Below are 22,559 nucleotides of genomic sequence, written 5' to 3' on the forward strand. Positions count from 1 at the left end.
TAGTGGCATCTTTTTTTATTTTTTAATGTTAAAAATAACAGCTAAGCCAATACATCACCAACAACACAAGCATCTGGCAAGGTAACGACTGTTAAGCCCGTTTTTGGCTCGCCAGTTGACAATACCATACCTTCTGATACGCCAAATTTCATTTTACGCGGAGCAAGGTTGGTCACGCAAATAACTTTCTTATTAATCAATTGCTCAGGCTCATAAAACTTGCGAATACCGCTAAACACGTTACGTGGTTTGTCTTCACCAACATCGAGCGTGAACTGTAGTAGCTTATCAGCACCTTCTACATGGTTACACTCTACAACGTGTGCGACTTTCATCTCAACTTTGGCAAAGTCTTCGATACCAATATAGTCAATTTGCTCGGCATCAGTATTAGCGTCTGTTGCAGGTGTTTTATCTTTTGCGGCAGGCTTGCTACTTTCAGTCGCAGCAGGAGTGTCTGCTTGAGTTAAGGATGCTTTAGAATCTTCTACCATCGCTTCAATATCTTTTTCTTCGATACGTTGCATCAGTGGTTTGAACTTATTGATTTTATGACCTAGTAACCACTCATTACGACTGGCAAAACTTAAATCCTCAAGGTTCAAAAACTCTTTGGCATTATTAGTCAGCTCAGGTAATACTGGCGCAAGATAGACCATTAATTGGCGGAAGATATTGATAGCGACCGAGCAGACGTCTTGAACCTCTTGCTCAGTACCCTCTAATTTCGCTAATGACCATGGCTTCTTGGCATCGATATATTCGTTGGCCTTGTCCGCACATTGCATAATTAAACGCATAGCACGCGAGAATTCACGATTCTCATAAGCAGCTGCAATCTCATCGCCCGTTTTAGTAATGTCTTCTAACAGCTCTGACTCGACGCAAACTTCTGACAACATGCCGTCGTACTTCTTAACCAAGAACCCTGCACTACGACTGGCGATATTGACGACTTTACCAACCAAGTCAGAGTTGACCTTTTGCATAAAGTCTTCTAAATCTAAATTGATGTCTTCAACTTTGTCGGATAGTTTACTGGCGAAATAATAACGCAGGTATTCAGGATGTAAGTGCTCAGCATACGTCTCGGCCTTGATAAAAGTACCACGTGACTTACTCATTTTTTCGCCATTGACCATCAAGAAGCCATGGGCAAAGACACCAGTTGGTGTACGCAATTCGCTACCCGCCAGCATCGCTGGCCAAAACAAGGCATGGAAGTAAACGATGTCTTTACCAATGAAATGATAGACCTCGGTTTTGTGCTCGTTTTCTTGTGCCCAGTAACGGTCAAAATCAAGCGCTTGGTCGGTGCCTGCGCGCTTGTCACATAGGTTTTTAAAACTTGCCATGTAGCCAACTGGCGCATCTAGCCACACATAAAAGTATTTGTCTGGCTCATCGCTTGGGGTGTCTGGAATTTGGAAACCGAAGTAGGGTGCATCACGCGAGATATCCCAGCTGGCAAGTCCTGCCTCAAACCATTCTTGAAGTTTGTTAGCCACTGACGTTTGCAAACGGTTGTCACTGCGCGTCCAGTCTTTTAGGAACTGTTCAAACTCTGGCAAATCAAAGAAATAATGCTTAGAGGTTTTGAGCACAGGCGTTGCATTAGACAGTGTCGAATGCGGGTCTTTTAGATCCGTTGCATCGTACGTAGTACCACATACTTCGCAGTTATCACCGTACTGGTCTGGTGAATCACATTCTGGACAAGTACCTTTAACGAAGCGATCGGCTAGAAATAATTGCTTTTCAGGATCAAATAACTGCTCGACATCCTTTGTGCTGATATGACCAGCATCATTTAGACGACGATAAATCAGCTCAGAGAACTGTTTGTTTTCTTCTGAATGAGTGCTGTGGTAATTATCAAAGTTGATAAGAAACTTTGAAAAATCCGCTTCATGTGAGGCTTTAACTGAGGCAATTTGCTCTTCTGGTGTTACGCCGTTGGCTTCTGCTTTGAGCATGATTGCCGTACCGTGTGCATCATCCGCGCAGACATAGGTGACCTGATGGCCTTGCGCTTTCATCGCACGTACCCAAATGTCAGTCTGAATATATTCTACAAGATGCCCCAAATGGATATAGCCATTGGCGTAGGGCAGCGCACTGGTTACTAGAATCTCACGCACAAAATCACCTATATTTTTATATAAACGGGTTAGTTATCGAACATCTTAAGCGGTTCATCACTCATCGATGCGACATCGTTAATGCTAAAAACTTCTAAAAATAGTAAAAGTTCAAAAAGTGTGCCTATGATACCGTAAATCAAATAAATTTGTGATATTCCTTGGTAATTACTTCTCATTTGGCAGGCATTTATTATCCATAAACAATAGCCTTGCATCGAATTTAGTAGTTATCAGCTGGCCATAAAAAACCCACTGAGCAGTATGCCAAGTGGGTTTTTTATTTATCCATTATTCGCTTAGATATCAGTAGTTAGTCATAATAAATGGCTAAGTGACTAAATGATTAAATGACTAAGCTAACTTAGAATGAACCGAACATCGTACCTAAGATAATCACAGCGACCACAGCGACCAATGGAATGACCATCGTAACCATTGCTAAGTTCAAATAAGACTGCTTGTGGGTCAGACCACAAATCGCTAGCAAGGTGATGACAGCGCCACTGTGCGGAAGCGTATCGAGACCACCTGCCGCCATGACGGCTACGCGGTGCATTAGCTCAGGGTCGATACCGGCATTGACCGCCATTCTTAAATAATCTTCACCCAATGTAGATAGCGCAATACTCAAGCCGCCAGACGATGAACCTGTGATACCAGCAAGCGTAGTCATAGCGACCGCTTCTGAGATCAGAGGGTTGTCAGGGTTTAGGTTTAGGATGCTATCACGAATGATAAGGAAGCCTGCGAGCGACGCGATAACTGCACCGTAACCTACTTCTGATGCCGTATTAAAAATCGGCAACATAGAATCATAAGTACCACGGTTAATGGTTTTTTGTAGATTATTCCAATGTCCGATACGGAGCAGAATTAACACCACACAAGCCACCACCAACGAGATAATAATTGACCATAACCCAAGCGAGCCTGCGATATTCAAGTCTGGGAATTGAGTTTGTAGACTACTAAAGTCTATCGATGGGAATACCACATAGGTCAATATAGCGTTTAAGCCAATGACCAATACAAGTGGAATCATCGCAATGGTAAAAGAAGTATGGTGAGTGTTTAATACCTCAGCTTCTTTTGCCGTTGCGCCAACACCGCCTACATCTTCTTCGTCATGCTGACCATAACCTTCGCCCGCTGCATTGGCTTTTCTGGCGCGTGACTGAAGCCACATCCAACCACAAACAAACATGATCGTACCACCGATGATACCCAAGATAGGCGCGGCAAATACGTTGGTATTGTAGTAAGGAATTGGAATAGCGTTTTGAATAGCTGGCGTGCCTGGCAATGCGGTCATCGTAAACGTAAATGACCCTAGAGCAATCGCTGCTGGAATCAAACGCTTTGGAATATCTGCCGCTCTAAATAAGTCTTTGGCGATTGGATAGATAGCAAAAGCCACAACGAACAATGATACGCCGCCATAGGTCAAAATAGCACAGACCAAAATCACCGCAAGGATGGCTTTGCTAGCACCGAGCTTTTCGACGACCGTATTGGCAATGGCGGTTGCTGCGCCAGAGTCTGCCATTAGGCGGCCAAATAGTGCGCCTAGCAAGAATATCGGGAAGAATTTGAGTAAGAATCCACTTAACGCGCCCATAAAGACATCGGTATAAGCGGGAATGGTGCTTAAGAAGTCACCTGACAGTAAGACTGCTAATGTTGCCATAATCGGTGCTAGAATCAGCACAGAATAACCGCGATAAGCAAAAAACATGAGCAATAATAGGGTAATGACAATAGCAAGTGTACTAAACATGACGGCCCTCCTTGGCAAAAAAAATAAGGCAGCGAGTATGCCGTGCTTGTCAATATAGGTCAATAAAATTAATCAAAATAAGCCTATTTCGTCTGTTTTATCAAACATAAATCTAGACTTATACACTGATAATGAATTAACATCTCGACAATTTAACTCCTGCACAGCGGTGACTCACATGCGCTGATAGTTATTTTCTAGTCGCTACGAAAATAATATGTTAAGTTAGCACAAGTGTTTCACGCATGATATAGCGAGATAGAATGTATTGTTATGGGTGCCAATGTAAAATATAATGCTTGCCATTTATCAGGTGTAGTCGCGATAACCGCACTCAAATCTGATAAACATTCAACAAAGCGCTAATAACAACTCTCAAAACCAAACATCAAATTTACAAGGAATGTGAATATGTTTAGTGCCATCACTAATATGAGCGTGCAGCTAGTCAATCGCTATCTACCATCCCCATTCGTATTTTCGATCGTTTTGACCCTTATCGCGTTTGCTGTAGGACTGACTACTACTGGCCAAAACATGATTGCTATGGCAGGGCACTGGGGCAACGGACTGTGGTCATTGCATAGCTTTGCCATGCAAATGGCGTTGGTCCTAGTGACCGGTTATGCATTTGCTAGCGCCCCATTTATTCAACGCTTATTGGACAATCTCGCTAGTAGAGTTCACTCTCCTACGACCGCCATTATCGTATCAACCTTGGTTGGACTGGTTGGTTCATGGATAAACTGGGGCTTTGGTTTAATCATCGGGGCAATCTTTGCAAAGGCACTGGCTAGAAAAGTGGCTAATGTCGATTATCCACTATTGGTCGCTGCTGCTTACTCAGGCTTTGTAATTTGGCATGGCGGTTTTTCAGGTTCGATACCTCTGACACTCAGCTCTGGTGGTGATACGTTACTGACGTTGTCAGGCAATACTATGACAGAAGCGGTGCCTTTATCTCAAACGGTATTTGCAGGCTACAACATGCTGCTAGTAGGTTTGCTTATCGTTATTTTGCCCCTTGTCAATCGTTTTATGCACCCAAAGAACCCTACGGTTATTGATGCTAAGCTGATCAAAGAAGAGATCTACGTCGCGCCCCAAAGAGACACGCCTGCACAAAAGCTAGATGATAGCCGTATTATTGCTGTCATCTTATTGGCCTTGGCATTGATGTACTATATCAGCGAGTTTGGTAGTAACGGTTTTAACCTAGGGCTAAACATCGTCATTGGGCTATTCTTATTCATAGGTTTGCTATCGCATGGCACGTTAGAGCGTTATTATCGTGCTGTACACTCAGGTATCGGTGGCATCACAGGTATTGTGTTATTGTTCCCGTTCTACGGCGGCATCATGGGCATCATGACGGGAGCAAATGCGGATGGTATCTCTATCAGTACGCAAGTGACCGAGTTTTTTGTCAATTCCGCTTCCGCAGACAGTTTCCCGATTTTTGCATTTTTAAGTGCAGGTCTGGTCAATGTCTTTGTACCGTCAGGTGGTGGGCAGTTTGCCGTACAGGGTCCTGTTATGATTCCTGCTGGTATTGAGCTAGGTGTTAGTCCAGCTATTACTGCGATGGCAATTGCATGGGGTGACGCATGGACTAATATGATTCAGCCGTTCTGGGCTTTGCCATTATTGGGTATCGCAGGTTTGGATGCGCGCGCTATCATGGGCTACTGCCTGATAGTACTGGCAGTCTCTGGTGCCATTATTATGGGCGTGTTCTGGCTAGTGGTATAAGGTTCAATAGAAAATTAGCGTGGTTCATTTTCGCTTTTAGTTCTTAATTTTCGTAACAATCAAACGGATAGTTGAGACAATTAATTCAGCATTAGGACATGTCCTAGTATATGCAAGCATTAAAAATATAAATAACAGTCATAGGAGACAAGCATGAGTCAGTCAAAAGTATATAACAGTGCCGAAGAAGCGCTAAAAGGCGTCGTCAGTGATGGGCAAACGCTCGCGATCGGTGGCTTCGGACTATGCGGTATTCCAGAAGCATTAATCGAAGCGCTGCGTGACAGCAAAGTTAAAGAGCTGACTTGTATCAGTAATAACGCTGGTGTCGATGACTTCGGTCTTGGTCTACTACTACAGACACGCCAGATCAAAAAAATGATTTCGTCATATGTGGGCGAAAATAAAGAGTTTGAGCGCCAATACTTAGCAGGCGAGTTAGAAGTTGAGTTGACGCCACAAGGGACCTTGGCTGAAAAACTGCGCTCAGGCGGTGCTGGTATCCCTGCGTTTTATACTGCAACAGGCGTAGGTACATTAGTCGCTGAAGGCAAAGAGACTCGTGATTTTGATGGGCGTACTTATGTGCTAGAGCATTCGTTACGTGCTGATGTCGCCTTAATCAAAGCGCAAAAGGCAGACAAAGCGGGCAACCTAATCTTTAATAAAACTGCTCGTAACTTTAACCCAGACTGCGCGATGGCCGGTAAAATCACGATCGTCGAAGTCGAAGAAATCGTTGAAACGGGTACATTTGATCCAGATGATGTGCATCTACCAGGTATTTTTGTTCAGCGTATCGTATTGAATGCTAGCCCTGAAAAACGTATCGAAAAAACCACGACTAAAGCTGTAGAAGGCGCGTAAATAAAAACGTGGTCGGAGCTTAATCGTACGTGAAATCAACAGTTAATTTTAGATGGATAATAGTTTAGACAGCCAATTGATTAAATAACTGGCTGTCTAAATGAATAAAAATAGAATATCGCAAAAAATAAGGAAATCAGCATGGCATGGACAAGAGAGCAAATGGCGCAACGCGCTGCAAAAGAGCTACAAGATGGCTACTATGTGAACCTAGGCATCGGTCTCCCAACGTTGGTCGCCAACTACATTCCTGAAGGCGTAGACGTATGGCTACAATCAGAGAATGGCTTGCTAGGTATTGGTGAGTTCCCTACCACAGAAAACGTAGATGCGGACTTGATTAACGCGGGCAAGCAAACGGTGACTGCAGAAGCTGGGGCTAGTTATTTTAGTAGCTCAGAGTCTTTTTCTATGATTCGTGGCGGTCATGTCAACTTGGCGATATTGGGTGCAATGGAAGTCTCAGAAAAAGGCGACCTTGCCAACTGGATGATTCCTAAAAAGATGGTCAAAGGCATGGGCGGGGCGATGGATTTGGTCGCAGGCGTGCAGCGTGTGATTGTATTGATGGAGCAGGTCAATAAACATGGCGAACCAAAAATCTTGGCAAACTGTGAACTACCATTGACGGGTAAAGGCGTGGTTGATCGTATCATCACTGAGCTTGCTGTATTAGATGTTACTGATAAGGGTCTGAAGCTGGTTGAATTAGCAGATGGTGTGAGCTTTGACGAGCTACAAGAAAAAACACCAGTAAGTATTATTCAGTAAACTTTGTACAGTAAGGTGACTGTCGTAAGATTAATATGTTTTATCCCGCAAATAAATACGCCACTATAATCATAGTGGCGTATTTGTTCAGTTCAATTTTATAAAAACTAATAATATTTTAGACCATGATAAGGAATATGTATGGCGACCCAATTAGAACAAGATTTGACAGGCAAAGTAGCATTGGTCACTGGCTCTGCAAGTGGTATCGGGCGTGACATCGCTGAAACTTATGCAAAAGCAGGCGCAGCGGTTGGTATTGCTGATATCAACCTTGAAGCGGCACAAAAAACCGTCGATGCTATTGAAGCGGCTGGTGGACGTGCTCTGGCGATTGCCATGGATGTTACCTCAGAAGATGCCGTAAATGACGGTGTGCAGCAGCTGGTTGATACCTTTGGCGGTATTGATATTTTGGTTTCTAATGCTGGTATTCAGATCATTGATCCTATCGATAAAATGGCGTTTAGCGATTGGAAAAAAATGCTCAATATCCACTTAGACGGTGCTTTTTTGACTACCAAAGCTGCGATTAAGCACATGTATAAAGGCGATAAGGGCGGCACAGTTATTTATATGGGCTCCGCTCACTCGCATGAGGCCTCATTATATAAAGCCCCGTACGTGACCGCGAAGCATGGACTACTAGGACTGTGTCGTGTGTTAGCCAAAGAGGGTGCAGCGCATAAAGTACGCTCGCATGTGATTTGCCCAGGGTTTGTCAAAACGCCATTGGTCGAAAAACAAATTCCAGAGCAGGCGGCTGAGAAAGGCATCAGTGAAGAGTCGGTTATTAATGATATTATGCTGGTCAATACCGTAGATAAAGAATTTACGACAGTAGAAGATATTGCCCAATTGGCGCTATTTTTAGCGGCTTTCCCAACCAATGTATTCACTGGACAATCTATCGTTGCCAGTCATGGTTGGTTCATGAATTAATATATATACAATTTGCATATACCACAACGTCAGACCTACTGGCGTTGTGGTTTTTTTATGCCTCCAATTCAGCTACACTGTCACGATAGAAGGTTTGGCTAATATACTCATTAACGTTATCGGTTGTAATATGCGCAACGAGACGGCTTGAGCAATTTGCCAGATCTACCCACTTGTATAGGCCATAATAGTAGCTATGTTTAACTTTATGAAGAAAAAAACCACAAAAACCGAAACGCCTCAGCAGCAGGCAGAGCGTGATAGTGCCGTCGACAAAGTCCTACTTGGATATGAGATAGGTGCTGTCAGTATTGCCACGATGGTCACAGGGCTTGAGCGTGATGGCGAAGCACTTACGTTAGACCTGCGTTTGCCAAAAGATAGCAATCCTGAAGTTATCCAGCAGGAGCTTGGGCAGTTGCTACACCCGCATGGTATTACCACGATTCATATGAACGTGCGTCTGCCTGCGCCAGAAAAGGGTTCAGGCTCGAGCTTACCAAAGCAGATGCCAAAGACAACCAATGCGATGGAATCCCAGCCTTCATCTGGCGCTAATAACAATACTAGTAGCACTAACGCTGAGCCACCGATTACAAAAGCTGCACCTACCCAAGCTTCATTGGCCGCGCATCCTCGTATCCGTCATATTATTGTTGTGGCATCAGGTAAAGGCGGTGTTGGTAAATCAACCACCACGGTCAACATTGCCTTAGCACTACAGAAGCTTGGCAATCGTGTTGGTGTGCTAGATGCCGATATCTATGGTCCTAGTATGCCAACGATGTTGGGCGTCGCTGATGTGAAGCCGCAACTAGAAAACGAGCAGTTCGTGCCAGTTGATGCGCATGGCATGGCAATGCTTTCTATCGGTAGTTTGCTTGATGGAGATAATACTCCGGTTGCATGGCGTGGACCAAAAGCCACGGGTGCATTGATGCAGCTATATAATCAAACCAACTGGCCGCAGCTAGACTATCTAGTGATTGATATGCCGCCTGGTACGGGTGATATACAGTTGACATTGGCGCAGCGTATTCCAGTCACAGGTGCTGTCATTGTCACGACACCGCAGCATGTTGCCTTACTCGATGCGCAAAAAGGCGTTGAGATGTTTAATAAAACCAACATTCCTGTGCTTGGCGTGGTTGAAAACATGGCGCTACATACTTGTAGCAACTGCAACCACACCGAAGCAATCTTTGGTACGGGTGGCGGTGAATTTATCGCTGAGCAGTATCAGGTACCGCTATTGGGTCAGCTACCACTTGCCAGTGGCATTCGTGCACAAGTTGATAAAGGCGTACCAAGCGTCTTAGCTGATGATGAGTTTGCGACCTATTATTTGAGCATTGCCAAAAATATCGAAACCAATATCAATAAATTCGCAAAGCCTGTCGATGATAAGCGGATTTTTTGATGATGGAGAAGTAGCCTAAGCTGGCGACTTTTAAAGTGAATGTATTGTCTAAAAAGAGGATATCTTGAACTTATCTATTTATCAAAGCCATTTAGACAATACTCCCAAGCAGTATAGAGTCTTACGATTATTTCGCCCACCGATATACATCATTGAACTCTCAAACAATCAGTTGATTGCCGTTTGCTACTATAAAGATGGCAGTAGCAAACGCTATCAGATTAATGCTGACTTTAGCAATCGCCGAATGGTAATTACCGATTTTAACAAATTCGCAAAGGCTCTCGCTGAGCTGTTAAAAAAGTTTCCAAGACACTTTTTATGGATGAGTGCGCTTGCATCAATCAATGTTACAGAAACACTAGCAGATGGATTAACCAATATTGAAGTTAAGGTGATAACTGAAGCGTTTTTTGTGGGTGCTGTACAGGCAAAAAGAAGAATTTCACATAGCACCGTGAGCTATCAAGGACAGATAGTACCTTTAGAAAAATTTGGCTAGGATGCCGATATCATGAATAAAAGCCACGACAAACTGTATACTGCCGCCAACTTAAAACTGGAAAATCTCGAATATCTTATCCAAAATGGTCAGCCTACCTTTGGTGTTTTCTCCCAAGTCAAAAGTATCAATTACTTAGACTATCATAGTCATCTCATTTCACAAAAATCCTTACCTAACTGGCGTAAAGAACTAAAAGCCAACCAATTCTGCTTCATTCAGATACTCCATCCCCCTTATCGAGTGTGCCTCGCGCTCGCAACGATTAAGCTTGCGACTAGTGCTTTCGTTTACATTTATAATGAGGATACTAAGCAGCTGGAAGTTTGTGAGGCGCTACAGCCTTTGACGCATCATACGCACTTAGACGGTGATGGTTATCAAGGGCAGATGGCATTTACACATACAAAGCTCAGCGTCACCTTGGATTTTAGTCCTGCTCAGATGACTATTGCGCTCGACAGTCAGTATGTTGCAATCACGGCAGCGTTAGCACGAAGCGCACAACCGTTAGCCATATGTACGCCGACTGGTAGGCGTGGCTGGACGTTTACGCAAAAAGAGCCGTTGACCGCACTATCTGGGCATTTACTTATTAAAACCAAGTCAAAGTTTCATACTGATGCTCCTGACGCTCAACCTCAAAAAATAACTTTCACCGATGCCACTATTGCCAATCTAGATTGGACGCTCGGCTATATGCGTCATGAGACCAATTGGTTTTGGAGCTGTATCACTAGCTATTTGTCAGATGGCCGTCGCTTTTTGCTCAATCTGTCTATGGGTGTCAATGAGACAGGAGCCAGTGAAAATGCTTGCTGGCTTGATGGGCAGATATTTTATTTACCACCCGTTATGTTTGCTCGTGAGGATTCAAATATTCGATCAAGTCAGCTAGACAGTCTTGAGCCAAGTATAGAAAGTGATGCTAGCATCTCAAAGCCATGGCGTATCTATCATCAAAATCTCGGGTGGAGCAATGTCGATATTGATTTAAGCTTTACACCGATTACCGTCTATAAAAAGACCGATAATTTTGGTGTGATAGCCAGTACCTTTGAGCAGTGGATAGGTTTTTATAGTGGTGAAATTCGAATAAGAGATGAAGTTATTAGGCTTGATAATGTCATGGGGCTCGCAGAAGATCATTTTGCCAAATGGTAGCTTCTAAAATATAAGATGGGGATAAATGAGATTATTGGCTGTATTCAGTTTTAAGTAGCCGCTCCTCTATAAATTCAGCCGTCAATTCCGTATAATCGTCGCTATTAAATATTTGCTAAGGAACAACAATGTCTATTAAGTCTGACCGCTGGATTCGTAAAATGGCCGAAGAGCACGGCATGATTGAGCCATACGAGCCAGGTCAAGTACGCTTTAATGATGCAGGCGAGCGTTTGGTTAGCTACGGCACCTCAAGCTACGGTTATGATGTGCGCTGTGCTCCTGAATTTAAGGTTTTTACCAACGTACATTCAGTGGTCGTTGATCCTAAAAACTTCGATGATAAAAGCTTTATCGATATCGTTGGTGACGAGTGTATCATTCCACCTAATTCGTTTGCTTTAGCTCGTACTATGGAGTATTTCCGTATTCCGCGTGATGTATTGACTATTTGCCTAGGTAAATCAACGTATGCGCGCTGCGGTATTATTGTCAACGTAACGCCGCTTGAGCCTGAGTGGGAAGGGCACGTCACTTTAGAGTTTAGTAATACCACCAATCTGCCAGCCCGTATCTATGCTGGCGAAGGCGTTGCGCAAATGCTGTTCTTTCAAAGTGATGCTGATGATGTCTGTGAGACCAGCTATAAAGATCGCGGTGGTAAATACCAAGGTCAACGTGGCGTGACACTGCCAAGAACCTAATCAGTAAGCGTCTGTTCAAAAACTCATTAACTATACAAAGCCGATGAGTCTTCAAATACCTAATAAAAAAGCTAGTCATATTTAATATGGCTAGCTTTTTCATTGTGTTAAATAGAACTGGTCTAAGGTTCTATTTATTTCAATAGTTTTTATTTTAAGACTTTTAGACCCGCTTTATTATCGCGCTTTGGTTTAGGCGCTTTAGCAGGGCTATTGTTAGAAATTTGCGCTGAGTCGTCTTCTGGTACATAATTATCATACTCTTTTGGATCAAAGAACATTCCTTGTGAGTTCTCTTTAGCATAGATACCCATTACAGCAGTAAGCGGTACCCAAATCTCTTGTGAGACGCCACCAAAACGCGCGCTGAAATGTATGTACTCATTTTCCATGCTCATATTACCAGTAGCACGACTAGCAATATTAAGTACAATACGACCGTCTTGCACATGCTCTGTCGGTATCTGTACGTTATCGGCAGTAGCATCGACCATCAGATAAGGTGTCAAGGCGTTATCTTCTATCCATTCATATAGCGCCCGCACCATGTAAGGACGAGTTGGGGTAATAGAGGTAGTTTCGCTCATCTAATGATTTCCTATACTAGTAATTTTTAATAATTGAAAAATATCTCGTTCAGCAATTTATCAGATAACAAATGCTAATTAACGTCTGTCTTATTTATACTTTATTTTAGGACAGCTTTTGATACTTGTCTAATCAACGCACGCTTTTTTGGAAGCTACTGCGCTCAAACACTCTCGTTTGGTATTCAAACAATGGACGGCTAATGGCACGTGGCAGCTCAATACCCATCTCATCTAATCGCCATAATAATGGTGCTAATAATATATCACACCAACCAAATTCATCAGCCATAAAATAAGGCTTGTGGGCGAACAGCGGAGATAAGGTAATTAACGAATCACTGAGCTGTTTTTTGGCCAACGCTGCCTGTGCTTTGTTAAAGCTGTCTGGATGGATAAGCAGGCGCTTACCGAGCGAAAGCCAATCACGTTGTATGCGCCAAGCTAATTGACGAAACTGTGCACGTTCCTGCGGTGTCTCAGGGAGCAATTTGTTTGTGTGATAACGCTCTTCAAGATATTCAAAAATGACATTAATCTCATAAAGTGCAATCTCACGCTGCTGTAATACAGGTAAGGTGTGATAGGGGTTCAGCTCAGTCAGATCTTCAGGACGCTCAGAGTGCAAACGTGACAAATAATAATCAAGTTTTTTTTCTTCAAGTAATAGGCGTACCACATGACTGTCGTAACCGTCGTCAGCGTACAAAATCAGCTGACTACTTGGAATATCATTTGCGTCAATCATGAAAACCTAATGTTAAGAGTGAAGGCTGTCATCGTAAACAAACTCGCAACGTTTATCAAGGTAGAGTACGTAAACATTAGCGCTGAGCAACTTATTCTCTGGCTCATCTATTACTTAAGCTTAGGACGTGTTAGATATTCGACCATGGCACTGACAGAGACTGTTTCTTAGATGCTTTGACTTTAAGAATAGTAAGTTTAGTGGTTTTAATCCTCTATTTTTAACCATGAAATGGTAAGAAAGAGTCTGATCCCTGCGCGCTGATACTAAAGTTGTTCTCTAGGTTTATATAAGCAATGCTGTTGTGAACCTAATTAAGTCATTATCATTGTTTTATACCTTGTCTAGAACAATTTTAGCAGTCAGCAGTACCTATTTGTGATTGTTCAACACGCCCTAAGATCAAAGCATAAAAAAGCACTACCGAAGTAGTGCCTTTTTTATTTCTAAGAATTGGCTGCTGACTATAACTTATTTGACATCTTTCCAGAATTCTTTGTTCAACAAGTACACTGGGATGAGTAATACCAATAAGAATAGAATGACGAAGAAACCAATCACTTGACGATCATGGCGAGCAGGCTCACCCATCCACGCCATAAAGTTTACTAAGTCACCAACTTCACTCTGGAACTCTTCTGCACTTAGCTCTTCTTGCATATTATGCAAGACATGAGGCATAGCAGCGTTTTTGAGCACTAGATTGTTGGCGCCCCAAGGACGGTTTGGATCTTCGTAAAACGATAGTAGATAAGTGTATACCCAGTCATCGCCACGCAGTCTTGTCTCAAGTGATAAATCCGGAGGCGCTGCGCCAAACCAAGACGCTTGGATCTCAGGATCGATCTCAGCAGTGATGTGGTCACCGATTTGATCGGTAGTAACCATTAGGTACTTTTCGACTAACTCAGGCGGTATCTCTAAATCTTGTGCAATACGAGAATGACGAACATATTTGGCTGAGTGACACCCAGCGCAGTAGTTCATAAAGATTTTGGCGCCATTTTGTAGTGAGCCCTTATTGGTAAAATCAACAGGAGCAGTACTACAAGCCAAATGCTCTTCAACACCTTCAGCATTAGTAAACGTGCCGCAACCACTGCCTTCAGCCATTGCTGTACCAGCAGTCAACGTCAATGCCGCGCCTAAGCCTAGACCAACTAGGGATTTAATTAGCGTGTTCATTAGTGACCTCCGGTAACGCGTTCTGGTGGCTGTTTGCACTTCTCAATGGCAGTGTAGAATGGCATCAGCAAGAAGAACAAGAAATATAGAATCGTAAATATACGAGCCATCAAGGTCGCTGTTGGAGTCGTTGGGGTTGCACCCAAGTAGCCTAGTACGACAAAGCTAATCGCAAATACTGTTAAAGCAATCTTAGACAATATACCTTTATAGCGTATAGAACGTACTGGTGACCTATCCAGCCATGGTATCAAGAATAGTACGGCAATTGCAGCACCCATCGCGACGACACCGCCAAGCTTATCAGGAACCGCACGTAAGATAGCGTAGAACGGTGTGTAGTACCAGACTGGTGCAATATGTGCTGGTGTTTTCAGTGAGTTCGCTGTCTCAAAGTTTGGTGGCTCAAGGAAGAAACCGCCGCCTTCAGGGAAGAAGAATACCACTGCAAAAAAGCAGATAAAGAATACAACGATACCTACCATGTCATGCACAGTGTAGTAAGGATGGAATTCGATACCGTCTAATGGCACACCATTTTTATCTTTTAGTTTCTTAATGTCGATGCCATCAGGGTTGTTTGAACCCACATGGTGCAATGCCACAATATGCATAAATACTAGGCCTACAAGCACTAATGGAATAGCAACAACGTGTAGAGCAAAGAAACGGTTTAGGGTAATACCAGAGATGATATAGTCACCACGTACCCATTCAGCAAGACCATCACCAATAACAGGTAGCGCCGCAGGTAAGTTCAGGATAACCTGAGCACCCCAGAATGACATGTTGCCCCAAGGTAGTAGATATCCAAAGAAACCTTCTGCCATAAGTGCTAGGTAAATACCCATACCGATGAGCCAAATAAGCTCACGAGGTTTTTGGTATGAACCATATAGCAAGGCTCTAAACATATGCAGGTATACAACGACGAAAAACGCAGATGCCCCAGTTGAGTGCATATAGCGAATGAGCCAACCACCTTTTACGTCACGCATGATGTATTCAACAGACGCAAATGCCCCTTCGGCACTTGGGTTGTACATCATCGTAAGCCATATACCAGTCACCAATTGGTTGACCAATACAATCATTGATAGCACGCCAAAGAAATACCAAAAGTTAAAGTTCTTTGGTGCGTAGTACTTTGACATATGGTATTCATAGGTTTCAGTCGCTGGAAAACGCGCGTCTACCCAATGCATTAACTTTTTACCCATACTCATATTAAGCCTCCCCAACCGTCAAGATGGTACCATCCATACCATATTCTGGGATGGGTAGATTCAGCGGTGCAGGAACGCCATTAAAGACGCGACCCGCTAAGTCATATTTTGACCCGTGGCACGGACAGAAAAACCCGCCATACCAGTCATTGCCGCCCAAGTCAGCTGCGCCAACATCAGGACGATAGTTTGGCGCACAGCCTAAATGTGTACAAACGCCCTCAACCACCAATACGGTTGGGTCAAGAGAGCGAGTAGGATTGGTACAATATTCAGGTTGCACTGATGCACTAGAGTCAGGGTCAGACAATAATGGTTTGACTGATTCTAATCCTGCGATCATATCTTCAGTACGCTTAACCACATAAATAGGTTTGCCACGATATTTGACGACGATCATTTGACCATTTTCGATAGCACCGATATCTTGGGTTACTGCAGCCCCTGCAGCCTCAGCTTTAGCGCTTGGGTACCAAGAACGGACAAAAGGTGTCGCCACGGCAGCTACCCCAGCTGCACCAATCGCGGCAGTTGAGGCAATAAGAACTCTACGGCGTTGTACATTAACGCCTTCGGCTTGGCTCATTAATACTTCCTCCAGGTGAATGAAATGGGATTATCCCACACTGGGTCTGTGGCTTAGAAAATATACAATATCAAGCCACTTTAGCTGTGCCTAATTTTGCTAATTGTTGCTATTCTAAGCTATTTCGGTGATAAAATAAATTATTGCGTTAAAAATAAAGCAACCTTAATAGGACATATTAGAAGGTTGAATATGACAATCAAACCAAAACAGTTGGATTATCAACGTTTAACGCTAACTTTGCTTTAACAAGGATTATGATGTGATGACCTTATAAATAATAAGGATTTTCAGCAATAGCGAATGATACTTGAAATTAAGGTAATGTTCACTAACTTTCACCATCTAACTACTTTGTAAGTTGCTGTAAAACAAATATCACCACTCTATACAATAAAGTAGTGATGTTTTCATAATAATTAATAATGTTTTGTCAGGCGATCAGAAACTAGTTTATCGAAATACGCAATGCAAAGTACATATGCGATATTCCAATAAACTCAGCTAGAGAGTTGCCAATACTAGCCTTCAAGCTCACTCCAACGTTCAAGCTTGTGCATCATCTCATCTTCGATGGTTAAGAGACGCTCACTAGCAGCCGTCGCCGCATCAAAGTCAGTATTGAACCAAGAGCCATCGGCCAGCTTTTCTTGCAATTGAGCCTGTTCGGCTTCGAGTGCAGCGATTTCTTTTGGCAAGTTATCCAGTTCGCGTTGATCATTATAATTTAGCTTCTTGGCTGCCTTATTTGGTTTCGCTGCTGTACCAGACTTGTTTGTCGCTTTATTACTAGCTGCATTGTTGGCAGGTGCTTTGGCAGCACGGGATGCTTCTTCACGGTTTTTTTGTATGAGGTATTCTTGATAACCACCTACATACTCACTGACCACTCCTTTGCCATCTTCATCTTCGCCAAACACCCACGTAGAGGTAACAACATTGTCCATGAATGAGCGATCATGACTGATTAGCAAAATCGTACCACCAAAGCTGGCGACTGACTCTTCTAATAGCTCAAGTGTTGCCATATCCAAATCGTTGGTCGGCTCATCGAGTACCAAAATATTGGCAGGTTTCAATAACTGTTTGGCCAGTAGTACTCGGTTACGCTCACCACCAGACAGTGCTTTGACAGGTGTACGTGCGCGCTCTGGCGCAAATAAGAAATCTTGCAAGTAGCTCATGATGTGCGTCTTACGGCCGCCAACTTCGACAAAGTCAGAACCTTCCGAAACGTTTTGTGCCACGCTCGCCTCAAGATCCAATTGATCACGCAGCTGATCGAAGAATGCGATTTTCAGATTGGTTCCTAATTCGACACTACCAGACTTAGTGACTTCGTCATCAGACATGTCGAGTAGGGCTTTAATAAGCGTAGTTTTGCCGGCACCGTTAGGGCCGACAATACCAATCTTATCGCCACGCATAATAGTGGTCGTAAAATCATCTACTAAGACGTGGCCGTCATATTCAAGATGTAAGTTTTTAACTTTACAGACAAGCTTACCGCTTTTCTCGCCTTGACCCATTGTGATGTTTACATTGCCCACTTGCTCACGGCGATCGCTACGCTCTTCACGTAAGGCTTTTAGTTCACGGACACGGCCCTCATTACGGGTGCGACGGGCTTTGATACCTTGGCGAATCCAAACTTCTTCTTGTGCCAGTTTTTTATCAAAGTTGGCATTGTTCTTTTCTTCAGCCTGCAACTGTAGCTCTTTTAGCTCTTGATAGCGCGCGTAACCACCTTCACCTTGTGTTACGTCATAGCTGGTCAACTGGCCACGGTCAAGCTCAATAATGCGAGTCGATAGTTTATTTACGAATGCTCTATCATGGGTCACGAACAACAATGTTAGGCCTTGCCAATCGAGTAAAAAGCGCTCTAGCCATTCAATACTTTCAACATCCAAATGGTTGGTTGGCTCATCGAGTAAAAGCACATCAGGCTTGGTCACTAGCGCACGAGCAAGTAGCACACGGCGTTTACGACCACCAGATAGTGATGATAAGTCATCTTCTGGATCAAGTCCCATCGTTGTGATCAGACGCATGGCATCACGTTCTAGGTCCCAGCCATGTACCGCATCGATATCATGCTGCAGTGTCGCCATATGCTCACACGCGTCCATATCACCATTGGCGCACATATCCACTTGCTTATTGTAATTAATGAGCAAATCAGCAGTGCGGCGACTACCACCCATGACGATGTCTAATATGCGACCACTGGTTTCAGGGACGTCTTGCTCTAGCATCGCCACACGCATGCTACTGTTAGTAATAATCTCACCACTGTCAGGCTGTAATGAGCCATTAATCAGTTTGAATAAGGTGGATTTACCTTCGCCATTGCGGCCAATCAAGCACACACGCTCGCCTGTATTGATAGAAAAATCAATACCATCAAGAACAGGCGCAACGCCAAAGGCTAAGTGAATGTCTTTTAAATGAATCAGTGCCATAGAGTATCTTAAGCTTATATAATAGTGAGGTAGGGGTTGTTGCAAAATTGCCTGCAGTATAACATGCCACCGCGTTACTGTAGTGCGAGTAAATAGTTTTATCAGTACTATTTATTGCTTTTACTAACTGCTGCTATTCAATGACTATGTTTGTAGATTCATCGCTAATCTACAGTACTCTTCAAACCCCTTAATAATTCATCCTTTCAATTTAATACTTACTATAATTTAGAGAAAAATATGAATCAATCTAAAACTACAGACAATAATTCTACAGTGCAAGATGATTTGCAAGCCCAAGTAATCGATCTGCAAATGAACCTAGCGCACCTCGAAGTAACCGTCGAACGACTGGATGACGTAATTACGCGACAAGATAAGGATATTCATACACTACAACGTCAACTACAGCTTATTTATACACAGATTGAGGGTCAGGATACAGAAAGTGGTATTGCACCATTCGATGTAATGGCAGATAGACCGCCACATTATTAATAAGTGGAAGTTAGAAAGAAAAGCTTTCAATGGTATAAGATATATACGTATTTTTATATATAGATACTGTCCAATGACTATGTGGTCATAACATAGAAATAATGTGTTTTTGTAGTTGTTTTAGTGTTAAAAAATCTTTACTATCTTCCACCTCGGATGCTGACTACCTATTAAAGCTAGGTAGAACAGTAAAACAATGCGGATGTTTGGAGATATAAAATGCGTCACCCCTTTCATTTAAAAACTCTTTCAGTAGCTGTTGCTGCTCTTTCTGTTGCTAGCGTTGCTAGTGCTGCTGGCCTTGATCGTTCAGGTCAAGATATCACCGCATTCCTACAAGATGGCACTTATGCAGAAGCTGCCTATACGTATATCGATGCCGATGTGACTGGTAAAGACTCTTCAGGCAACAAGATTGATGATATTGCAGAATCTTATGACTTTTTCCGTTACGGTGTAAAAACAGATATCAATGATACTTTCAGCATTGGTGTTTTATATGACGAGCCTTTTGGCGCCGCAGCTGACTATAGTGGTAAGAACGATTTTGTTTCTAATGAGCAAAACCCTAGTTTACCTCTTACACCGCCAAACGGTGAAAGTACTAATGTAGAAGTACGTACTGAAAGTATCACAGGTATCGTGGGAGCAAAAATTGGTGAAAACAAAAACTTTCAAGTATATGGTGGTCCAGTTGCCCAACGCGTCAAAGCTGATGTAAAGTTACGTGGAAAGGCATATGAACGAGCAGATGGCTATACTCTACACACCAGTGCTGACCAAGATTATGGTTGGTTAGCTGGTGTGGCTTATAGCAAGCCCGAAATTGCGCTAAAAGCGGCACTAACGTATCGTTCTGAAATTGAACACAATACACAAGCTTCTGAAGTCTATCCTTTTGTTGATTATTTACCAGCTGGGCTAGGTTTGGTATCAAACAGAAGCGATAACATTGAAATTACAACGCCTGAGTCAGTAAACTTCGATTTCCAGACCGGAATTAATCCTACGACTTTAGCGACTGCAAAAGTACGCTGGGTACCATGGAGCGACTTTGCAATCGTACCATCATTATATAATGATGTTAGCAAACTTAACTCTGCTTATGGACCTGATGGCCTCGCGCTTGTCAGTTATGACGATGATCAGTGGCAAGTAGAGCTAGGGTTAGCTAAGCGTCTCGCACCAGCACTTGCGATCAGTGGTACTGTTGGTTGGGATAGTGGTGCCGGCAACCCAGTATCTTCACTAGGTCCTATCGAAGGTTATTATAGTGCTGGTCTTGGTGCAAAATATAATGTTACTGAAAACTGGGCTATATCTGCTGGTGGCAAATACTTATGGTTCGGTGATGCTAAGGGTCAAATCCCAAGTAAAACGATTGTTAGTGACTTTGAAAGTAATGACGGTTTTGTACTTGGTGTAAAAGTCTCTTACCAAGCACAATAGACTATAAATTAGCTATATAATGATATTTGTCGTTTAATAACGAAAAAAGCGATCCTTTATGGGTCGCTTTTTTGTAGGTGCTTTCTTAATGAAAATGTATTTAGAGAATTTTAAGCGAAAGTAAATAATTACTTGCTATTAATATATAACATATTAAAAATCATAATCAAGACGAGAAGTAAACGTCAACTTTCTGTATATATCTTATTTGTACTGTTCAGTCATAATTGAGAAATAAAGCACTTTAATTGTTGTTTTAGTGTCAAAAAGGCATTAGTATTCAACTTAGGACACGACTTTGATAACTTCAATGTTAAGCGTAGCAATGCTATTCATTGATTATCAAAGTAGTAATACAACAAGGACCGTTGGAGATATACAATGCGCACTACCTTTCATTTGAGAACTCTTGCAGTAGCAATCGCTACTCTTTCTGTCGCTAGCATGACTAATGCTGCTGGTCTTGACCGCTCAGGTCAGGATATTACCGCCTTCTTGCAAGATGGCACTTACGCTGAAGCCGTTTATACTTATATCGATGCTGATGTAAGTGGTTACGATAGTTCTAACAACGATCCTTTCAATAATAACTACGTACGTGGCAATAAGACAGGCGACATTGCCGAATCTTATGACTTTTTCCGTTATGGTGTAAAAACTGATATCAATGATACTTTTAGTATTGGTATCTTATATGATGAGCCTTTTGGTGCTTCTGCTGAATATAAAGGTGATAACAATTTTGTTGCAAACACTAATCCAGTTGATTCAGCAGGAGAGTTCGCAAATGATCCTGCACCTAACAATCCTGTAGATGGTGCTACGACAGCAGCACTAGAACCATTTATAATCGGTGCTGAAAACGGTACTTCTGGCGAAACGACTAAAGTTGAAGTTCGTAGTGAAAGTGTGACGGCTATTTTAGGTATGAAGTTTGGTGCTAATAAGAACTTCCAAGTTTATGGTGGTCCAGTAGCTCAGCGTATTCAAGCTGACACAGCATTACGAGGTCTTGCTTACGGCCTGGCTACTGGTTACACTTCGCATATGAGCCCTGATATGGATTATGGCTATATTGCAGGTATGTCTTTTAGTAAGCCTGAGATTGCGTTAAAGGCAGCATTAACATATCGCTCTGAGATCGATCATAATGCTGATACATTTGAGTCTTATCCTTTAGCACAAGTTATTGGTGGAGCTGCTACACCTCCGCGTGCTATACCGGCTAGTCAAACTGGAAAAATTGAAGTGACAACACCTAAATCAGTCAATTTCGACTTCCAAACAGGTATTAACCCGACGACACTAGCCACTGCAAAAGTACGCTGGGTACCATGGAGTGATTTTGTCTTGACTCCGCCTTTATATAATGAAGCTAGCCAAGCCAGTGGTCGTTATGGTGATGATGGATTAAATTTGGTTGAATATGATGATGATCAGTGGCAAGTAGAGCTAGGTCTAGCTAAGCGTATCGCACCAGCACTTGCGATCAGTGGTACGGTTGGTTGGGATAGTGGAGCCGGTGATCCAACGACATCATTAGGTCCTGTCGATGGATACTATAGTGTGGGTCTGGGGGCCAAATACAATGTGACTGAAAACTGGGCGGTATCAGCCGGTGGCAAATACTTATGGTTCGGTGATGCACAAGGTCAATTACCAACAGGCAAAATCGTTGGTGATTTCCAAGACAATGATGGTTATGTTGCTGGTGTGAAGCTTTCTTATCAAGCAAGATAATCTCTTGGTATAACTGTAAAAGAATAAAAAGC

Annotated in this window: 19 protein-coding genes; 11 read left to right on the plus strand and 8 right to left on the minus strand. The window is 42.8% G+C overall.

The genetic code is table 11. The features are described from left to right. Positions 1 to 41 precede the first annotated feature (41 nt). Complete coding sequence (metG, locus tag DXK30_RS05770; RefSeq protein WP_114700881.1) at positions 42 to 2,141, minus strand: methionine--tRNA ligase; 2,100 nt, start codon at positions 2,139 to 2,141, stop codon at positions 42 to 44. Between the two features lie 364 nt (positions 2,142 to 2,505). Next, a complete protein-coding gene (locus DXK30_RS05775) occupies positions 2,506 to 3,921 on the minus strand; it encodes a GntP family permease (RefSeq protein WP_114700882.1) in 1,416 nt (471 codons plus the stop codon). A 411-nt stretch (positions 3,922 to 4,332) separates the two neighbouring features. Between DXK30_RS05775 and DXK30_RS05780 the strand changes: the two genes are divergently transcribed. The 8 genes from DXK30_RS05780 (at position 4,333) to dcd (ending at position 12,043) form a co-directional block, all read left to right on the plus strand. Next, the gene (locus tag DXK30_RS05780; RefSeq protein WP_114700883.1) at positions 4,333 to 5,673 is read left to right on the plus strand and encodes a short-chain fatty acid transporter; all 1,341 of its coding nucleotides are present in this window, start codon (positions 4,333 to 4,335) and stop codon (positions 5,671 to 5,673) included. Positions 5,674 to 5,826: 153 nt separating this feature from the next. After that, a complete protein-coding gene (locus DXK30_RS05785; protein ID WP_114700884.1) occupies positions 5,827 to 6,540 on the plus strand; it encodes a CoA transferase subunit A in 714 nt (237 codons plus the stop codon). A 141-nt stretch (positions 6,541 to 6,681) separates the two neighbouring features. Beyond that, entirely contained in the window at positions 6,682 to 7,311 is a 630-nt protein-coding gene (locus DXK30_RS05790; protein WP_114700885.1) for a 3-oxoacid CoA-transferase subunit B, read from the plus strand. Between the two features lie 141 nt (positions 7,312 to 7,452). Beyond that, positions 7,453 to 8,253, plus strand: a complete 801-nt coding sequence (locus tag DXK30_RS05795; protein WP_114700886.1) for a 3-hydroxybutyrate dehydrogenase — start codon at positions 7,453 to 7,455, stop codon at positions 8,251 to 8,253. 196 nt (positions 8,254 to 8,449) lie between these two features. Beyond that, the gene (apbC, locus tag DXK30_RS05800) at positions 8,450 to 9,673 is read left to right on the plus strand and encodes an iron-sulfur cluster carrier protein ApbC (RefSeq protein ID WP_114700887.1); all 1,224 of its coding nucleotides are present in this window, start codon (positions 8,450 to 8,452) and stop codon (positions 9,671 to 9,673) included. A 64-nt stretch (positions 9,674 to 9,737) separates the two neighbouring features. Next, positions 9,738 to 10,175 (plus strand): hypothetical protein, encoded by a 438-nt coding sequence (locus DXK30_RS12710; protein ID WP_162799515.1) that lies wholly within the window; start codon positions 9,738 to 9,740, stop codon positions 10,173 to 10,175. A gap of 12 nt (positions 10,176 to 10,187) precedes the next feature. Then, a complete protein-coding gene (locus DXK30_RS05810) occupies positions 10,188 to 11,339 on the plus strand; it encodes a DUF2804 domain-containing protein (protein ID WP_114700889.1) in 1,152 nt (383 codons plus the stop codon). 128 nt (positions 11,340 to 11,467) lie between these two features. Next, complete coding sequence (dcd, locus tag DXK30_RS05815) at positions 11,468 to 12,043, plus strand: dCTP deaminase (RefSeq protein WP_058024138.1); 576 nt, start codon at positions 11,468 to 11,470, stop codon at positions 12,041 to 12,043. A gap of 149 nt (positions 12,044 to 12,192) precedes the next feature. On the opposite strand, the gene DXK30_RS05820 is transcribed toward dcd, so the two are convergent. From DXK30_RS05820 to DXK30_RS05845, 6 genes are all read right to left on the minus strand, one after another. Beyond that, a complete protein-coding gene (locus DXK30_RS05820) occupies positions 12,193 to 12,630 on the minus strand; it encodes a ClpXP protease specificity-enhancing factor (protein ID WP_114700890.1) in 438 nt (145 codons plus the stop codon). Between the two features lie 133 nt (positions 12,631 to 12,763). After that, the gene (locus DXK30_RS05825) at positions 12,764 to 13,378 is read right to left on the minus strand and encodes a glutathione S-transferase N-terminal domain-containing protein (protein WP_114700891.1); all 615 of its coding nucleotides are present in this window, start codon (positions 13,376 to 13,378) and stop codon (positions 12,764 to 12,766) included. A 471-nt stretch (positions 13,379 to 13,849) separates the two neighbouring features. Next, a complete protein-coding gene (locus tag DXK30_RS05830; protein WP_114700892.1) occupies positions 13,850 to 14,563 on the minus strand; it encodes a cytochrome c1 in 714 nt (237 codons plus the stop codon). Then, a complete protein-coding gene (locus DXK30_RS05835) occupies positions 14,563 to 15,768 on the minus strand; it encodes a cytochrome b (RefSeq protein ID WP_191115374.1) in 1,206 nt (401 codons plus the stop codon). The genes DXK30_RS05830 and DXK30_RS05835 overlap by 1 nt, the downstream gene beginning before the upstream one ends. 22 nt (positions 15,769 to 15,790) lie before the next feature. Further along, positions 15,791 to 16,375, minus strand: a complete 585-nt coding sequence (petA, locus tag DXK30_RS05840) for a ubiquinol-cytochrome c reductase iron-sulfur subunit (RefSeq protein ID WP_114700894.1) — start codon at positions 16,373 to 16,375, stop codon at positions 15,791 to 15,793. Positions 16,376 to 16,896: 521 nt separating this feature from the next. Next, complete coding sequence (locus DXK30_RS05845; protein ID WP_114700895.1) at positions 16,897 to 18,840, minus strand: ATP-binding cassette domain-containing protein; 1,944 nt, start codon at positions 18,838 to 18,840, stop codon at positions 16,897 to 16,899. A 240-nt stretch (positions 18,841 to 19,080) separates the two neighbouring features. Here DXK30_RS05845 and DXK30_RS05850 point away from each other — a divergent pair, with 240 nt between their 5' ends. The 3 genes from DXK30_RS05850 to DXK30_RS05860 all read left to right on the plus strand — a co-directional run bounded on the left by DXK30_RS05850 (position 19,081) and on the right by DXK30_RS05860 (position 22,527). Then, positions 19,081 to 19,338: a SlyX family protein gene (locus DXK30_RS05850; RefSeq protein ID WP_114700896.1), complete on the plus strand. Its 258-nt coding sequence runs from the start codon at positions 19,081 to 19,083 to the stop codon at positions 19,336 to 19,338. Positions 19,339 to 19,557: 219 nt separating this feature from the next. Further along, a complete protein-coding gene (locus DXK30_RS05855) occupies positions 19,558 to 20,787 on the plus strand; it encodes an OmpP1/FadL family transporter (protein ID WP_114700897.1) in 1,230 nt (409 codons plus the stop codon). 381 nt (positions 20,788 to 21,168) lie between these two features. Beyond that, entirely contained in the window at positions 21,169 to 22,527 is a 1,359-nt protein-coding gene (locus DXK30_RS05860) for an outer membrane protein transport protein (protein WP_114700898.1), read from the plus strand. Positions 22,528 to 22,559: the final 32 nt, after the last annotated feature.

Source organism: Psychrobacter proteolyticus (assembly GCF_003350005.1).
GTDB classification, from domain to species: domain Bacteria; phylum Pseudomonadota; class Gammaproteobacteria; order Pseudomonadales; family Moraxellaceae; genus Psychrobacter; species Psychrobacter proteolyticus.

Excerpts from the sequence above, each read along its gene's own strand:
- DXK30_RS05775 (WP_114700882.1), bottom strand. The coding sequence starts at position 3,921 with ATGTTTAGTACACTTGCTATTGTCATTACCCTATTATTGCTCATGTTT.
- DXK30_RS05780 (WP_114700883.1), top strand. The coding sequence starts at position 4,333 with ATGTTTAGTGCCATCACTAATATGAGCGTGCAGCTAGTCAATCGCTAT.
- DXK30_RS05785 (WP_114700884.1), top strand. The coding sequence starts at position 5,827 with ATGAGTCAGTCAAAAGTATATAACAGTGCCGAAGAAGCGCTAAAAGGC.
- DXK30_RS05790 (WP_114700885.1), top strand. The coding sequence starts at position 6,682 with ATGGCATGGACAAGAGAGCAAATGGCGCAACGCGCTGCAAAAGAGCTA.
- DXK30_RS05795 (WP_114700886.1), top strand. The coding sequence starts at position 7,453 with ATGGCGACCCAATTAGAACAAGATTTGACAGGCAAAGTAGCATTGGTC.
- apbC (WP_114700887.1), top strand. The coding sequence starts at position 8,450 with ATGTTTAACTTTATGAAGAAAAAAACCACAAAAACCGAAACGCCTCAG.
- DXK30_RS05810 (WP_114700889.1), top strand. The coding sequence starts at position 10,188 with ATGAATAAAAGCCACGACAAACTGTATACTGCCGCCAACTTAAAACTG.
- dcd (WP_058024138.1), top strand. The coding sequence starts at position 11,468 with ATGTCTATTAAGTCTGACCGCTGGATTCGTAAAATGGCCGAAGAGCAC.
- DXK30_RS05820 (WP_114700890.1), bottom strand. The coding sequence starts at position 12,630 with ATGAGCGAAACTACCTCTATTACCCCAACTCGTCCTTACATGGTGCGG.
- DXK30_RS05825 (WP_114700891.1), bottom strand. The coding sequence starts at position 13,378 with ATGATTGACGCAAATGATATTCCAAGTAGTCAGCTGATTTTGTACGCT.
- DXK30_RS05830 (WP_114700892.1), bottom strand. The coding sequence starts at position 14,563 with ATGAACACGCTAATTAAATCCCTAGTTGGTCTAGGCTTAGGCGCGGCA.
- DXK30_RS05835 (WP_191115374.1), bottom strand. The coding sequence starts at position 15,768 with ATGCATTGGGTAGACGCGCGTTTTCCAGCGACTGAAACCTATGAATAC.
- petA (WP_114700894.1), bottom strand. The coding sequence starts at position 16,375 with ATGAGCCAAGCCGAAGGCGTTAATGTACAACGCCGTAGAGTTCTTATT.
- DXK30_RS05845 (WP_114700895.1), bottom strand. The coding sequence starts at position 18,840 with ATGGCACTGATTCATTTAAAAGACATTCACTTAGCCTTTGGCGTTGCG.
- DXK30_RS05850 (WP_114700896.1), top strand. The coding sequence starts at position 19,081 with ATGAATCAATCTAAAACTACAGACAATAATTCTACAGTGCAAGATGAT.
- DXK30_RS05855 (WP_114700897.1), top strand. The coding sequence starts at position 19,558 with ATGCGTCACCCCTTTCATTTAAAAACTCTTTCAGTAGCTGTTGCTGCT.
- DXK30_RS05860 (WP_114700898.1), top strand. The coding sequence starts at position 21,169 with ATGCGCACTACCTTTCATTTGAGAACTCTTGCAGTAGCAATCGCTACT.